The sequence below is a fragment of the Acidovorax sp. NN32 genome (assembly GCF_057597245.1).
In genome coordinates this window covers 2,257,517-2,272,585 of sequence record NZ_CP199679.1, presented here as the reverse complement: position 1 = coordinate 2,272,585, position 15,069 = coordinate 2,257,517, and the positions used below count along the sequence as shown (strand labels likewise).

The following is a 15,069-nucleotide window of genomic DNA, read 5'->3' as shown; positions in this document are numbered from 1 at the left end:
CATGGATTCGTTCGGGCTAGTCAAACTTCACGCGCGGGTCCACCCACACATAACAAAGGTCGCTGACGAGCTTGGTGACCAGCCCGATCAGTGTGAACAGATACAAGGTGCCCAGCACCACCGGGTAGTCGCGACGGATCACACTCTCATAGCTGAGCAAGCCCAGCCCATCCAGCGAGAACAGGGTTTCGATGAGCAGCGAGCCCGCAAAAAAAGCACCGATGAACGCAGCCGGGAAGCCAGTGACGATGGGAATAAGGGCATTGCGGAACACATGCTTCCACAGCACCTGCCGCTCGCTCAAGCCCTTGGCGCGGGCGGTGAGCACATACTGCTTTCGGATTTCTTCGAGGAACGCGTTCTTGGTCAGCATGGCCGTCACGGCAAAACTGCCCAGCACCATGGCCGTCACAGGCAGCGTGATGTGCCACAGATAGTCCACGATGCGCGCGCCCCAAGACAACTCGTCCCAGTTGGCCGACGTGAGCCCCCGCAGTGGGAACCACTGCAACTGCCCACCAAAAATGACCAGCAGCGCCACGCCCAGCACAAAGCCGGGAATGGCATAGCCCACCAGAATGAGCAGCGTGGTCACCAGATCAAAGCGTGACCCGGCGCGCACCGCCTTGGCCACGCCCAATGGCACGGCGACGAGGTAGCTGATGAAAAAAGTCCAGAGGCCCAGGCTGATGGAAACCGGCAGTTTCTCCTTCACCAGTTGCCACACATCCTTGTTCTGGAAAAAGCTCTTGCCCAGATCAAACCTCGCGAACTGTCCCAGCATCTGCAGGAAGCGCTCATGGGCAGGTTTGTCAAAGCCGTACAGCGCCTTGATCTGCTCCAGCCGTTTAGGGTCAACGCCCTGCGCGCCCCGGTAGCTCAGGCCGCCCCCCTCGGCGCCGCCACCGCCCACACCGGCCTTGGCCTCGGCCATGTACTGCTCCACCGGGCCGCCCGGCACGAACTGGATCACCACAAAGGTCAGCAAGAGCACGCCCAGCAGCGTGGGCAGCATGAGCAAGACACGTTTGAGAATGTAGGCAAACATGGGTGGGCGGTGTTAGGGCTATTTCTTGTCTGGCGCGGTCTGGGGAGGAATACGCGCCCACCACGTGTCGATGACCCACCCTTCGCCGCTGGCGTAAGGCGGCACCGTGGCCGGCCGTGCCAGCCGCCAGGCGTTGTAGGCCATGCGGTGTGTGCCCGCCGTCCACTGCGGAATGAGGTAGTGGCTGTGCGCAATGATGCGCTCCAGGGCGTGGCAGGCGGGAAGCAGTTGCGCCTCGGTCTTGGCGGAGGTCATGGCCTTGATCATCGCGTCCACCGCCGGGTTCTTGACGCCCGCAAAGTTGCCGGAATCCTCCACGTCGGCCGCCTGGCTGCCAAACATGTCGGCAAACTCCTGGCCCGGGTTGTTGGTGCCCTGGTAGGCAATCGAGGTAATGTCGAAGTCGAACTTCTGCAGACGCTGCTGGTACAGCGCAAAGTCCACTGACCGAAACCGCAAGGTGACACCAATCTTTTCGAGATTGCGCATCCAGGGGGTGATGGTGCGCACGCCGCCTTCATTGCTGTCCATGTATTCGAGCACCATGGCCTCGCCCTTGGCGTTGCGCAGGGCACCGTCGCGCACCTCCCAGCCCGCTTCCTTGAGCAAAGCCTGCGCCCGCCGCAGGTTGGCCCGCAGTGAGGAGTCGCCATCCGTGCGCGGGGGCACCGTCATCGGGCCAAACGCGGCAGCCGGAATGTCCTTGCGGTAGGGCTCCATCAGCGCAAGCTCCTCGGGCGAGGGACTGCCCTTGGTTTCGCACGCCGTGTTGCCAAACAGGCCGTTCACCCGCTGGTAAGCGCCATAGAACATCTGGCGGTTCATCCACTCGTAGTCCATGGCCAGGCCCAGGGCCTGGCGCACGCGCGCATCCTGCAGCAAAGGCCGGCGGGTGTTGAGCACATAGCTCTGAAAACCCGAGGGGAGCTTGTGCACAAACTCGCCCTTGACGAGTTCACCCGTATCGAACTTCTTGCCCGTAACACGTCGGGCCCAGTCGCCCGCGCTGAAAAACCGCATGAGGTCAAACTCGCCCGCCTTGAGGGCCTCCAGCCGCGCAGTGTTGTCCTTGTAGATCTTGACAAGGATGTTGTCGAAATTGGCCGTGCCCTTGCGCACGTTCAGGTCGCGCGCCCAGTACTGCGGATCGCGCACATAGGTGATGTCCTTGCCAAAACGCACCGGGCCGATTTTGTAGGGGCCACTGCCGATGGGAATATCCATCACCACCTGGTCAAACGGCTTGGCCTTGCCGTTCTCGACGCCCCAGTCGCGGCTGAACACCGGCAGGCCACCCACGGTGAGGGGCAGCTCGCGATTGGGCAGCTTGAAGCGGTAACGCACGGTGCGGTCGTTGATCACATCCACGCCCGCCACCTCGATCAGCAGCGTCTTGTAGGCAGGGGATGTGAAGGGGCCCACCAGCGTGTCGTAGCTGTGCTTCACATCCTGCGCCAGCACGGGCTTGCCGTTGTGAAAACGCGCCTCCGGCCGCAGGCGGAAGGTGGCGGACAAACCATCGGGGGCAACTTCCACATCTTCGGCCAGCAGACCATAACCGGTGGCGGTTTCGTCCATCGAACCGGCGAGCAGCGAATCGAACATCAGCGACGACAAATATGCTGGCGCGTTGCCCTTGATGGTGAACGGGTTGTATTTGTCGAAGGTGGAAACCCGCAGGTTGCTGACCAGCCGCAGCTCGCCGCCTTTCGGCGCATCTGGGTTCACATACGCAAAATGCGCAAACCCGGCGGGATAACGCGGCTCGCCCCACAGGGCATACCCATGTGCAGCCCATGCAGGAACCGCACACCCCATCAGCAAAAAAGTCAGCCAAAACCGCATGCGACAATTCTGCACTACGTTCGCCGGGCCCCGCTGCAGATCGCGCATACCCACATGCGCCAGGCCGCCCGCCGACATTTCGCCATTCCAAAAGGAGATTGAACATGGGTTTTCTGACCGGCAAGAAGCTGCTCATCACGGGTGTTTTGTCCAACCGCTCCATCGCCTACGGCATTGCCAAGGCCTGCCACGCACAGGGCGCCGAACTGGCGTTCAGCTACGTGGGCGAGCGCTTCAAGGACCGCATCACCGACTTTGCGGCCGAGTTCGACTCCAAGCTGATCTTTGACTGTGACGTGGGCAGCGACGAGCAGATCGAGCGCATGTTTGCCGAGCTGTCGCAGACCTGGCCCCAATTCGACGGGTTTGTGCACAGCATCGGCTTCGCCCCCCGTGAGGCGATTGCCGGTAATTTCCTCGAAGGCCTTTCGCGCGAGGGTTTCCGCATCGCCCACGACATCAGCGCCTACAGCTTTCCCGCCATGGCCAAGGCCGCCCTTCCCTACCTGAACGACAAGTCGTCGCTGCTGACGCTGAGCTACCTGGGCGCGCTGCGCTCCATCCCCAACTACAACACCATGGGCCTTGCCAAGGCCAGCCTGGAAGCCAGCGTGCGCTACCTGGCCGAGGCCGTGGGCCGCACCGAAGACGGCCGCAGCATCCGCGCCAACGGCATCAGCGCCGGCCCCATCAAGACCTTGGCCGCCAGCGGCATCAAGGACTTTGGCAAACTGCTGAGCCGCGTGGCCGATGCATCGCCCCTGCGCCGCAACGTGACGATCGAAGACGTGGGCAATGTGGCAGCCTTCCTGCTGTCGGACCTGGCCTCGGGCATGACGGCCGAGATCACCTACGTGGACGGCGGCTTCAGCCAGACGGCGGGCCTGAGCGCAGACCAGGTCTGATTGCCATCGAAAATTTAGATCAAAACAGGGCCTAGCGCTTATTGAAAAAGCGCTGATAGCTATACATTTAATAGCAAATGCTCCGCAGGCACTGGCTGGCGTGGCTGAGTTTCACTGCGCTGCCCACGCACGCAGCAGACGCCCCTGCCCTGTTGCTGGCCAATGTGTACCGGCCCGGCATGCCGCTGGCCGACTATTGGGTCAGCGAAAAATACGACGGTGTGCGTGGCTACTGGGACGGCCACACGCTGCGCACGCGGGGCGGCGAAACGGTGATGGCCCCCGCCTGGTTCACCGCCGGGTGGCCCACCACCCCCATGGACGGAGAGCTGTGGGCTGGACGCGGGCGCTTTGCGCATTCTCAATCCACCACGCGCCAACAGCAGCCTCATGAGGCGGCCTGGCGCCAGATGCGCTTCATGGTGTTTGACCTGCCCCGGCACGGCGGCATGTTTGACGAACGGCTGCGGTCGCTCAATGCCTTGGTGATGCAGATCAACCAGCCTTGGGTCCAGGCGGTGCCCCAAAAGCGCATCGAAAACGATGCTGCCCTGCAGGCCCTGTTGCAACGCACGGTGCGGGCGGGCGGCGAAGGCCTGATGCTGCACCGGGGCAGCTCGCTCTACCAGTCTGGCCGCAGCGACGACCTGGTCAAGGTCAAGACCCACGAAGACACGGAAGCGCGCGTGGTCGCCCACCTGCCTGGCAAGGGCCGCCACGCCGGTCGCATGGGAGCCCTGCTGGTGGAAATGCCTTCGGGCCAGCGTTTCCGGCTGGGGGCGGGTTTCAGCGATGCGCAGCGGGCTGACCCACCACCTGTGGGCAGCTGGGTGACGTACCGGTTTCGCGGTACCCATGACGGGGGCCTGCCGCGCTTCGCGAGTTTTGTGCGTGTGCGGGACGATATGCCGCCGGTTCGCTGACGGGGCCACAGCAACCCCTGGCCGATCCCGGCCCTGCGATGCGGCGGCCATGCACAGCGGACGGGCAGCCCCCCATCCGTTGCTCAATCAGTTAGGCAACAGGACCTTGTCCACCACGTGGATTACACCGTTGGACTGGTACACGTCGGCAATCGTCACCGTCGCCGTACCGCCCTTTTCGTCCGTCACCATGACAGCATTGCCGCTGGCCTTGGCGGTGAGCGTACCGCCCGCCACCGTCTTGAGGCTGGCCATGCCTTTGCCGTCTGCAATCATCTTGGACAACGCAGCAGCGTCGTACTTGCCCGCGACCACGTGGTAGGTGAGCACCTTGGTCAGGGTGGGCTTGCTCTCGGGCTTGAGCAGCGTGTCCACCGTGCCGGCGGGCAATGCGGCAAATGCCGCATTGGTGGGCGCAAACACGGTGAAGGGACCAGGGCCCTTGAGCGTTTCGACCAGGCCCGCAGCCTTCACAGCGGCCACCAGCGTGGTGTGGTCCTTGGAGTTCACGGCGTTGTCGATGATGTCCTTGCTGGCCAGCATGGGCGCACCGCCCACCATGACCTGCGCCATGGCAGGCATTGCGGCAGCGGCCATGGCTGCGGTGAAGGCGATGGTGGCGAGGCGGGCGTTGAATCGAAGGGTCATGAGAATCTCCTGAGAGGTGTGTGAAGACAGTCGTCACCGCATGAAAACCACGCGGCTGACAGTCAATACGGCAGCACCACAACCGCGGATTCAAATGCACAAAAAAATCGCTCCGCCAGCCATGCCGGGGGAGCGATTTTTGAGACGCTGGTGCACCCACACACCAGCGCGAAGACGTGCTTACACGTTGCGTCCGTACGGGCCGTCGTCGCCCACCTGCACCAGGTTCTGGGCGGTCGCCAGCGGCTTGGGGTTCTTGCCGGTCTTGCCTTGCTCTGCCACGCAGTCGGCGTAGTAGCGCACCTGGCCGTTCTCGTCTTCCACTTCCACCAGGCCGTGGATGTCGGTCTCGAAGCCCGGGCACAGCTTGGCGAATTCGCGGGCGAACTTGAGGTAGTCCACGATCTTCTTGTTGAATACCTCGCCAGGGATCAAGAGCGGAATGCCCGGTGGGTAGGGCGTGACCAGGCCCACGGTGATGCGGCCTTCCAGGTGGTCGATCTCCACGCGCTCGGTCTGGCGGTGGGCGATGTGCGCGTAGGCGTCCGAGGGCTTCATGGCGGGCGTCAGGTCCGACAGGTACATCTCGGTCGTCAGGCGCGCGATGTCGTACTTGGCGTACATCTCATGCACGTGCTGGCACAGGTCCTTCAGGCCCATGCGCTCGTAACGTTTGTGCTGCTGGCAGAACTCGGGAAGGATGCGCCACATGGGCTGGTTCTTCTCGTAGTCGTCCTTGAACTGCTGCAGCGCCGTCAGCAGCGTGTTCCATCGGCCCTTGGTGATGCCGATGGTGAACATGATGAAGAAACTGTACAGACCGGTCTTCTCGACCACCACGCCGTGCTCGGCCAGGTACTTGGTGACGATGGACGCGGGAATGCCGGTCTTGTCGAACTTGCCGTCCAGGTTCAGGCCCGGTGTGACGATGGTGGACTTGATCGGGTCCAGCATGTTGAAGCCGTCGGCCAGCTGGCCGAAGCCGTGCCACTTGCTGGCGTTCTTCTTGCCCTTGCCATCGCTGCGGATGATCCAGTCCTCGGCGCGGCCCAGGCCTTCGTCCACGAGCTTTTCAGGGCCCCAAACCTTGAACCACCAGTCGTTCTTGCCAAAGTCGTGCTCCACCTGGCGCATGGCACGGCGAAAGTCCAGCGCTTCGAGCAGGCTTTCTTCCACCAGGGCCGTACCGCCGGGAGGCTCCATCATGGCGGCGGCCACGTCGCAGCTGGCAATGATGCTGTACTGTGGGCTGGTGCTGGTGTGCATCAGGTAGGCCTCGTTGAAGAGGTGGCGATCCAGCTTGGTGGTTTGCGAATCCTGCACCAGCACGTGGCTGGCCTGGCTGATGCCGGCCAGCAGCTTGTGGATGGACTGCGTCGCGTACGTCACGGAATGCTTGGGGCGCGTGCGCTTCTTGCCCATGGCGTGGTAGCTGCCATAAAACGGGTGGAAGGCCGCGTGCGGCAGCCAGGCCTCGTCAAAGTGCAGGTTGTCCACGTAGCCGTCGAGCATGCCCTTGATGGTCTCGGTGTTGTAGAGCACGCCGTCGTAGGTGGACTGTGTGAGCGTGAGCACGCGCGGCTTGACCTTTTTCGCATCCACGCCCTTGAGCAGCGGGTTGGCCTTGATCTTGGCCTGAATGGCCGCTGGCTCGAACTCGCTTTGCGGGATAGGGCCGATGATGCCGAAATGGTTGCGCGTGGGCTTCATGAACACGGGGATCGCCCCGGTCATGATGATGCTGTGCAGGATGGACTTGTGGCAGTTGCGGTCCACCACCACCACGTCGCCCGGCGCCACTGTGTGGTGCCACACCATCTTGTTCGATGTGGACGTGCCGTTGGTCACGAAGAAGCAGTGGTCGGCGTTGAAAATACGCGCGGCGTTGCGCTCCGATTCACCAATGGCACCGTTGTGGTCCAGCAGCTGGCCCAGCTCTTCCACCGCATTGCACACATCGGCGCGCAGCATGTTCTCGCCGTAGAACTGGTGGTACATCTGGCCCACAGGGCTCTTCAGAAACGCCACGCCGCCCGAGTGGCCGGGGCAGTGCCAGCTGTACGAGCCGTCTTCAGCGTAGTCGAGCAGTGCCTTGAAGAATGGAGGCTGCACGCTCTCCAGGTAGCTCTTGGCCTCGCGGATGATGTGGCGCGCCACAAATTCGGGGGTGTCCTCGAACATGTGGATGAAGCCATGCAGCTCGCGCAGGATGTCGTTGGGCAGGTGGCGGCTGGTCTTGGTCTCGCCGTGCACATAGATGGGCACTTCGGTGTTCTTGCGCCGCACTTCACCGATGAAGTTGCGCAGGCTCAGCACGATGGGGTCCAGGCCCTCACCCACCGTAAATTCCTCATCGTCGATGGACAAGATGAATGCGCTGGCGCGGCTTTGCTGCTGGGCAAACTGCGACAGGTCACCATAGCTGGTGACGCCAACCACCTCGAACCCCTCGGACTCGATAGCCTGCGCCAGCGCGCGGATACCGAGGCCCGAGGTGTTCTCGGAACGATAGTCTTCATCGATGATGATGATGGGAAAGCGAAACTTCATGCGCAGCCTCCGTGCAACCGTGCCCTGCCCGGCCAAAAAACGAAATAGGCGCGAAGTGTAAGGAATAACCTTGACGCGCCTTTGAACTGCAACCCTTTTGTCCCAGAATGTGGTGCACTAAACACAACCACAACCACAACAAGGAGTTGGCTATGGAGGAATCCACCATCTGGTGGCTCGCAGCGGGGGCTGTGGTCGTTGCAGAGCTGCTCACCGGTACGTTCTATCTGCTCATGGTGGCCATTGGTCTGGTGGCAGCGGCCCTAGCGGCCCATCTGGGGTTGCCAACTACCGCGCAGATCGTGGCAGCGGCTGTTGTGGGCGGCGGCGCAGTGGTGGGCTGGTACTACCTCAAGAAAAAGCGGCCCGGAGACCCCTCGGCCCGTGCGGATCGCAGTGTGAACATGGACGTGGGTGAAACCATTCTCATCGAGGGCTGGAACGCTGATGGCACCTCCACCGTGAAGTACCGGGGTGCCACCTGGACAGCCATCCACCGTCCCGGAGTCACCCCCTCCACGGGCATGCACCGGGTTGCTGAACTCGTGGGCAATCGCCTGCTGGTAGACCCTCTCTAAAAATCCCGCTGTCGCTCACCTTCACAGATCAACAACGAAAAAGAGGCTCCTCATGGAAATTGCCATCGTCATTCTCATCATTGCCGTCATTTTCATCGCGCGGTCCGTCAAGGTCGTGCCCCAGCAAAATGCCTGGGTCAAAGAGCGCCTGGGCAAGTACGCGGGCACGCTCACACCGGGACTGAACTTCCTGGTACCTTTTGTCGACAAGGTCGCCTACAAACACAGCCTCAAGGAAATCCCGCTCGACGTGCCCAGCCAGGTTTGCATCACGCGCGACAACACCCAGCTTCAAGTGGACGGCATCCTGTACTTTCAGGTGACCGACCCCATGCGCGCCAGCTACGGCTCCAGCAACTACATCATGGCCGTGACGCAGCTGGCGCAGACCTCGCTGCGCTCGGTCATCGGCAAGCTGGAGCTGGACAAAACCTTTGAAGAGCGCGACATCATCAACGCCCAGGTCGTACAGGCCATCGACGAAGCTGCCCTCAACTGGGGCGTGAAAGTGCTGCGCTATGAAATCAAGGACCTGACACCACCCAAGGAAATCCTGCACGCCATGCAGGCCCAGATCACTGCAGAACGCGAAAAACGCGCGTTGATCGCCGCATCTGAAGGCCGCCGCCAGGAACAGATCAACATCGCCACCGGCGAACGCGAGGCCTTCATCGCCCGATCCGAGGGCGAAAAGCAGGCCGTCATCAACAAGGCCCAAGGCGAGGCAGAATCGATCAAGGCCGTGGCCGAAGCCAACGCCCAGGCCATCGAGCGTGTGGCCTCAGCCATCCGCCAACCCGGTGGCGAACAGGCTGTACAGCTCAAGGTGGCCGAGAAGGCCGTGGAAGCCTACAGCCAGGTGGCAGCAGACTCCAACACCACACTTATCGTGCCGAGCAACATGACGGAGGTGTCTGCGCTGATCGGTTCGGCGATGAAGATGGTGCAAGCTTCACAGAAAGCGGCCTGAGCGCAGGCAAAGCTTTTTTCGAGGCAACGGCTACCGTCAGCCCAGATATCCCTTTTCCTATGGCTATAATCGAGGGCTTCGGAGAGGTGGATGAGCGGTTTAAGTCGCACGCCTGGAAAGCGTGTGTGGGCTAATCCCCACCGCGGGTTCGAATCCCGCCCTCTCCGCCAAAAATCAAAAAGCGTCCTTCGGGGCGCTTTTTTCGTTTCGGCCTCTCAAGTGACACGGAGCGCTTTCAGCGCCTCCTTCCCGCCTCGCGAAATGCCGGGAGCGGTGGGACCCAACCCGCCGATTTGTTGCAAAACGTGTGATTGGTTGTCACGCCGCGGCGCACTATTCACAATAAATGACTCCACCCAAAAGGAGTGCACCTATGCCCATGGAGCTACTGTTCGTCCTTGCACAGAGCAAGCTGCCCATGATGATCGAGAAGCCCTGCGACGTTGACAAGCTTCGGGTGCTGGCGGCTGCTCAGCTCGTAGAGGTGCAGCTTCCCGATGTGCGTGCCAAGGAGCAAAAAGCAGAGGTCCTTGCCATTTCGCCGCAGGGGCGGGCAGCGCTGGCAACAACCTATCCCCGTTACCCATTCAAGTTCGCGCCCATGCGCTCAGCGCCAGCGCCGGCTTCGGCCGATTGGCTTCCGTCTTTGGACTCCTGCCAGGTGCAGCGCGGTGGGACAAGGACCACGCTGGACTCCTAGTGTCATGTGCATGCTCGCTCTACGGAACATCTGAGCACAACCAAGCTTCTGAATGACTTGCAACCAAAGGCAACAAACCGGGGTCATCTGCGGATATCGCACTTGTCTGACAGACGCTGACCGCGCGTTTTGCTGAAATTCTCCCCACCAGCCATTGAGGCTGACCCGGGAGCTCATTGGGACTCCCACCTTTTTGACAAAGGATCCGCCATGAAGCGCCACCCCTTGACACCCGGAATCCGCGCCCTCGCTGCGTTTGCCGGCACGGTTGTGCTTGCGGTACTGGCGGCGGCATCGTTGTTGATGCCCGATGTGACAGTGCAGTCGGTGGATTCGATGCCGCTTTTGCCCAGTGGGCTGGACCAGATCTTTCCCTCCAGTCTGTTTGAGTGAACTTGTGCATGAGGTGGAGTGGTTTAGCACGCCTACTCGCCATGGGTAGCAAAAAGCATAGCATCGGAGTACCATCTGGCGCTGCGCACCGGGATTTTCGGTGGCAATCCAGAATGGAGGACGATCGTGACCACACGTTTTCGAATCTCTGCAAGCCTTTTTTCTGCTCGCTTCTTCGCGTGGCCTGTGGCGGCGACAGCGCTGCTGGTGGCGATGGGGGGATGCACCAGCCCGAGGGATGGCTCACTTGAAGAATTCGCGCGCTGGCATGACGGTGCGCGCGCCCAGGCCCAGGCCGGGGCGCTGAGCTGGAGCGAACTCTACAAGCAGAGTTTTGACCGCCTGACCGCCCTGCCGCCCTCGTTGCAACAAGACACGCGCCTGGAAAACACGGTGCTGTTGTTATCCACCGCCCGCAAATACGAAGCCAATGAGATCACCGCCCAGCAGTTTGCGCTGGAGCGGGAACACATCGAAACGCAATTGCAGGCACGCCTGCGCTAGCCGTTCGCGCCTCAGCGCTGCGGCGCACCCTGCTCCACGATGGCAATGCGCCGACGCAGCGCTGCAGTGGCTTGCTGGTCGCCCGCAGCTTCAGTGCGTTGCACCTGCACACTGAGCCAGGCCATCAACGGTCTGCGCCAGCCCTGGGCAGAGGCTGTGTCAGCAGCGATAGCGATCACCGCCGGGCTGGCACGCCCCGACTGAAACAGCACCCCAGCCGCCACGAGGCGCGACAGCGGGTCTTCCAAAGCGGGCAATGCAGATGCATCGCCCGATGCAGCTACCTTGCGCTGCGCTTCGGGCAGCAAGCCCACGTCCTGGGGCTGTACTCGCCCCCCCAGATAGTCGGCATAAGCGCGCTCGGGCGCGGCGGCGTCGGCGCGCAGTGGTTCAAAGCGCTCGCAGGGGCCAGGTACCAAGCTGGCGACCTGCGCGGCGCAGCGCATCAGTTCCAGGCGGGCCAGCAGGTCTGGGCGGCCCGTGCGGGCCACTTCAGCCCTGGCGCGGTCCCATTCGAGCTGCTCGACGCGGGGGTTGCCCGACAGATAGGCTTCGAGGGCCTTCTGGGCTGAGCCTTGAGCGTTCATCTGCCAGTCGGGCACGGGAGGTTTGCTGGAGCATGCTGACAACAACGCCGCCGCAACGACCACAGCTCCCAGCAATGACACCCGCAGTGGCCTGGCCAGGTGCATGGGCTTCGAAGGGAATGCAGAAACTGAAAAGGGCTTCATGGCAGCTTGAGTTCCGTATCCCGCGCAAAAGGCCATTTGCGGTTGATTTCGTTGACCAGGCTTTCCACCTTGCGCAGATTGCTTTCCACCTCGGCGCGCAAGGCCCCCAGGTCAGTGGTGGCTTCGCGGGCATTGGCGCCAATGGCCTGGGCCTCCACCAGCACCGCGTCCACCTTTTTCAGGCTGGTGCGGGTGTCGGCCAACAAACCATTGAGCTGGGCCACGGTGGCGCGCACCTCAGGTACCAGCGCTTCCTTGCTGCCTTCGGCACCAAATACCTGTTTGTCAGCCCGCGCCGCCATGCCATCCAGGCGCGCCAGCAGGGCATTGGTGCGGTCGAGCGTGGCAACAATTTTCTTCCCGTCGGCCTCATTGCCCATCAGCACTCCCAGCATGCCGCCAGGGCCATTGAGGCGTTCGGTGAGCGCCTGCACATTGGTCAGGCTGCTGCCCAGGGCAGCGTCCTGCGCCGTGAGCGCATTGAGGTTAGACAGCAGTTCGCGCGCCGAGGCCATGAGCTGCGGGATTTCGGCGGTGGCGTCGCCACGCAGCACGGGGCGCACGGCACCATCGGGCAGGAGCTTGTCGTTCAGCATGCCGGTGTAGGCGCGGATATTGGTGCCACCCACGATGCCCCGCACCAGGGTGAACACGCTGGATTCACGCAGCCAGTGCGCGTCCTTGCGGGGCACGTCCACGATGATGCGGGCGTTGCCGGTTTCGGCCAGTTCGATGCGGCGCACGCGGCCAATGGGGAAACCCGAGAACGTCATGTCCATGCCCACCACCACGCCTTCAGAGTCGTCGGCCGTCAGCACCAGGGTCTGCGTGGGCTCGAACGCACCACGCGCATACAGCAGGTACAGGCCCGACCCGACGATGAGGGCCAACGTGAACAGCAGCAACGCCGCCGCCTTGATCTCCAGGTAAGCCACCGGGCGCAGGGTTTCCACGGGCGCCACGTCGGTGGCAGGAGAAGCCGGGGCTGGCCCTGGGGGCGGCGTTTGGCGGGCGTTGTGGTTCTCGTCGTTCATGGTGCCGGAAGGTGGGTCGCCGTAAAGGGATGGGGTAGTCGGGTGTCAGCAGACATCGGTCAGTAGTAGTTGCCCATGAGCGAGGCCACCTCGATCATCAGCAGCACGGCAAACATGCGGGCCAGGCCGCCCAGCTCTGAATCGGGCTGGGTGCGATCGCCCGTGTCGTACAGGCCTGCCGCCATGGGGATCAGCGCTACGGCCAGGCTGAAGAACACGGTCTTGAGCGCGAACACCATCGTCACGCTGGGCGTGAACACCTGGCCAAACATGCGGGTGTAGCTGGGCAGCCCCGCCAAGTTGAAACCATACACCCCCAGGTACGCCAGCACCAGGGCCACCACACAGCTGAGCGCGGCGAGCGTGATGCAGGCGAACACTCCAGCGATCACGCGCGGCAGAAGCTCGATGCGCACCGGGTCCGAGCCATGGGCGCGCAGCGCATCGAACCGTCCGGTTTGCCGCAGGCGCGTGATCTGCGAGCCATTGGGGATGGTGCAGCGCATGGCCACGAACAGCGCCGCCGTGAGCGGGATCAGCTCCAGCACCAGCACGCGGATCACCATCTCCAGTGCATAGCGCGACAGGCCATAGCTGAGCGCCGTGACCACCACGATGCGCGTGAGCACCAGGCTGATCAGGGCAGCCAGCACCGTAAAGCCGAGCAGCACCGGGGCGGTGTCGAGATACAGGTGGCGCGCCAGCGCCTTGCGCGTGCCCTTGCCATAGCTGGACGGCGACAACACCAGCACCAGCACCACCGCCCCCAGATACAAGATGCGCCACCAGGCGACCGCCCAGCGCCGCGCGGTGTTCCACACACGTTCGGGCAGGGAGAGGCCGGGCAAGCGCGAAATCATGGTCGGATCATAGCGGGGCACTCACAGAGAGCGTTGACGGTGGACTGCCATAGAAATTTTTCGATGTTTTTGGCATCTAGCGCTTGATAGACAAGCGCAAACAGCTATTATTTTTATAGCATTTTCAAACGCAGAAGAAACAGCTACTCACATCCTTGCGAAAGCTGGTGCTTGCAAGCGCCCACGGCAGACCGGGCTACACATGCCGCTTTGCCGCAGCGGTGGCGAACGGCACAGCGGGCTGCGCATCCGCACGCGCGTGCAGGGCTTCGATGATGTGACAGTGGGCATCTGTCCCATCGCAGCGGTTGCGCAGCGCGAGCAGGTCGGCCTCCAGGGTCTGCAGCTCTGCCAGGCGGGCACGCACATGCTGCAGATGGTCATCCAGTGTGTCGCGTGCGGCGTCACAGTCTTCTTTGCGGCTCCAGTCCAGTGCCAACAGGGTGCGCACTTCATGCAGAGACATGTCCATGGCCCGGCAAAGGCGGATGAAGCGCAGCTGGTGCACGTCCGCGCCGCTGTACAGGCGGTAGCTGTTGTCGCCCCGCACGCCGGGGGGCAACAGCCCCTCCTTCTCGTAGTAGCGGATGTTGGCGGCAGACACCCCGGACTGCAGGGCGGCCTCACCAATGCGAAACTGCACAGCGTTCTGATCCATGGCTTGACCTTCAAGTGACTTCAAGGTTTCCAATCATGCCATCGCTTTCAAAACTGCACGGAGAACCCCCCATGTCTGCCCACTGCCACGACGACCATTGCGCCACTGGCCCTGCCGCCGCCGCCCCGCGCTACCGCCGCATCTTGTGGATAGCGCTTGTCGTCAACGCCACCATGTTTGCGGTGGAGCTGGGGGCGGGTACCCAGTCGGGCTCGGCATCGCTGCTGGCCGATGCCATCGATTTTCTGGGGGATGCCGCCAACTACGGCCTGTCGCTGTGGGTGCTGGCCATGGCCCTCACCTGGCGCGCGCGCGCCGCCCTGGTCAAGGGGGCCAGCATGCTGGCGTTTGGCATGTTCGTGATTGGGCGCGTGGCCTGGGGTGCGTGGCAAGGCACACCGCCCGAGCCCTTCACCATGGGCAGCGTGGGCCTGCTGGCGCTGGCGGCCAACCTGGGCGTAGCCGCCCTGCTCTATGCCTACCGGGAGGGCGACGCCAACATGCGCGGCGTGTGGCTGTGCACCCGCAACGATGCGCTGGGCAACCTGGCGGTGATGGGCGCTGCCCTGGGCGTGTTGGGCACCGGCACCGCCTGGCCCGATCTGGCGGTGGCGGCCGTCATGGCAGGCCTGGCCATCAGCGGCGGCTGGAGCGTGATACGCCACGCGCGGCAAGAGCTGGCCAGCACCACCGCACAGCCACAACCGCAAGGGCACTGATCC

General features: G+C 62.8%; 16 protein-coding genes and 1 tRNA gene. 9 read left to right on the top strand and 8 right to left on the bottom strand.

From position 1 onward, the window contains the following. Positions 1 to 16: 16 nt before the first annotated feature. Entirely contained in the window at positions 17 to 1,048 is a 1,032-nt protein-coding gene (locus ACT89O_RS10720) for a microcin C ABC transporter permease YejB (RefSeq protein ID WP_487262613.1), read from the bottom strand. Positions 1,049 to 1,066: 18 nt separating this feature from the next. Continuing rightward, positions 1,067 to 2,893 carry an extracellular solute-binding protein gene (locus ACT89O_RS10715; protein WP_121508730.1) on the bottom strand — a complete coding sequence of 609 codons (1,827 nt, stop codon included), beginning with the start codon at positions 2,891 to 2,893 and terminating at the stop codon, positions 1,067 to 1,069. A gap of 104 nt (positions 2,894 to 2,997) precedes the next feature. On the opposite strand from ACT89O_RS10715, the gene fabI reads away from it, so the two are divergent. Both fabI and ACT89O_RS10705 read left to right on the top strand, forming a co-directional pair. Further along, complete coding sequence (fabI, locus tag ACT89O_RS10710) at positions 2,998 to 3,798, top strand: enoyl-ACP reductase FabI (protein ID WP_055401808.1); 801 nt, start codon at positions 2,998 to 3,000, stop codon at positions 3,796 to 3,798. Between the two features lie 77 nt (positions 3,799 to 3,875). Next, positions 3,876 to 4,721, top strand: coding sequence for a DNA ligase (locus ACT89O_RS10705; RefSeq protein WP_487262612.1), 846 nt, complete (start codon positions 3,876 to 3,878; stop codon positions 4,719 to 4,721). An 87-nt stretch (positions 4,722 to 4,808) separates the two neighbouring features. Here ACT89O_RS10705 and ACT89O_RS10700 read toward each other — a convergent pair whose 3' ends face one another. Together ACT89O_RS10700 and ACT89O_RS10695 are read right to left on the bottom strand one after the other, a co-directional pair. After that, positions 4,809 to 5,369: a fasciclin domain-containing protein gene (locus ACT89O_RS10700; RefSeq protein ID WP_121419720.1), complete on the bottom strand. Its 561-nt coding sequence runs from the start codon at positions 5,367 to 5,369 to the stop codon at positions 4,809 to 4,811. 180 nt (positions 5,370 to 5,549) lie between these two features. After that, complete coding sequence (locus tag ACT89O_RS10695; RefSeq protein ID WP_176885630.1) at positions 5,550 to 7,919, bottom strand: arginine/lysine/ornithine decarboxylase; 2,370 nt, start codon at positions 7,917 to 7,919, stop codon at positions 5,550 to 5,552. Positions 7,920 to 8,071: 152 nt separating this feature from the next. On the opposite strand from ACT89O_RS10695, the gene ACT89O_RS10690 reads away from it, so the two are divergent. From ACT89O_RS10690 to ACT89O_RS10665, 6 genes are all read left to right on the top strand, one after another. Then, positions 8,072 to 8,497, top strand: coding sequence for an NfeD family protein (locus ACT89O_RS10690; RefSeq protein ID WP_306555466.1), 426 nt, complete (start codon positions 8,072 to 8,074; stop codon positions 8,495 to 8,497). Positions 8,498 to 8,549: 52 nt separating this feature from the next. Beyond that, on the top strand, positions 8,550 to 9,467 hold the full coding sequence (locus ACT89O_RS10685; protein WP_055401799.1) for an SPFH domain-containing protein: 918 nt from the start codon (positions 8,550 to 8,552) through the stop codon (positions 9,465 to 9,467). Between the two features lie 80 nt (positions 9,468 to 9,547). Continuing rightward, a tRNA-Ser gene (locus ACT89O_RS10680) sits at positions 9,548 to 9,637 on the top strand. A gap of 209 nt (positions 9,638 to 9,846) precedes the next feature. Continuing rightward, the gene (locus ACT89O_RS10675) at positions 9,847 to 10,167 is read left to right on the top strand and encodes a hypothetical protein (RefSeq protein WP_431152670.1); all 321 of its coding nucleotides are present in this window, start codon (positions 9,847 to 9,849) and stop codon (positions 10,165 to 10,167) included. 210 nt (positions 10,168 to 10,377) lie between these two features. Further along, positions 10,378 to 10,560, top strand: coding sequence for a hypothetical protein (locus tag ACT89O_RS10670; protein WP_487262611.1), 183 nt, complete (start codon positions 10,378 to 10,380; stop codon positions 10,558 to 10,560). Positions 10,561 to 10,686: 126 nt separating this feature from the next. Next, on the top strand, positions 10,687 to 11,064 hold the full coding sequence (locus tag ACT89O_RS10665) for a hypothetical protein (protein ID WP_233573378.1): 378 nt from the start codon (positions 10,687 to 10,689) through the stop codon (positions 11,062 to 11,064). A gap of 11 nt (positions 11,065 to 11,075) precedes the next feature. Here the strand turns inward: ACT89O_RS10665 and ACT89O_RS10660 are convergent, their stop codons facing one another. From ACT89O_RS10660 to ACT89O_RS10645, 4 genes are all read right to left on the bottom strand, one after another. Beyond that, positions 11,076 to 11,756, bottom strand: coding sequence for a hypothetical protein (locus ACT89O_RS10660; protein ID WP_487262844.1), 681 nt, complete (start codon positions 11,754 to 11,756; stop codon positions 11,076 to 11,078). Between the two features lie 35 nt (positions 11,757 to 11,791). After that, on the bottom strand, positions 11,792 to 12,829 hold the full coding sequence (locus ACT89O_RS10655; RefSeq protein WP_487262610.1) for an MlaD family protein: 1,038 nt from the start codon (positions 12,827 to 12,829) through the stop codon (positions 11,792 to 11,794). A gap of 59 nt (positions 12,830 to 12,888) precedes the next feature. After that, positions 12,889 to 13,689: an MlaE family ABC transporter permease gene (locus ACT89O_RS10650; protein WP_121506797.1), complete on the bottom strand. Its 801-nt coding sequence runs from the start codon at positions 13,687 to 13,689 to the stop codon at positions 12,889 to 12,891. A 196-nt stretch (positions 13,690 to 13,885) separates the two neighbouring features. Beyond that, positions 13,886 to 14,347 (bottom strand): Cd(II)/Pb(II)-responsive transcriptional regulator, encoded by a 462-nt coding sequence (locus tag ACT89O_RS10645; RefSeq protein ID WP_055393445.1) that lies wholly within the window; start codon positions 14,345 to 14,347, stop codon positions 13,886 to 13,888. A gap of 71 nt (positions 14,348 to 14,418) precedes the next feature. On the opposite strand from ACT89O_RS10645, the gene ACT89O_RS10640 reads away from it, so the two are divergent. Then, positions 14,419 to 15,066: a cation efflux transmembrane domain-containing protein gene (locus tag ACT89O_RS10640; protein ID WP_487262609.1), complete on the top strand. Its 648-nt coding sequence runs from the start codon at positions 14,419 to 14,421 to the stop codon at positions 15,064 to 15,066. The last annotated feature ends 3 nt before the right edge of the window (positions 15,067 to 15,069 follow it).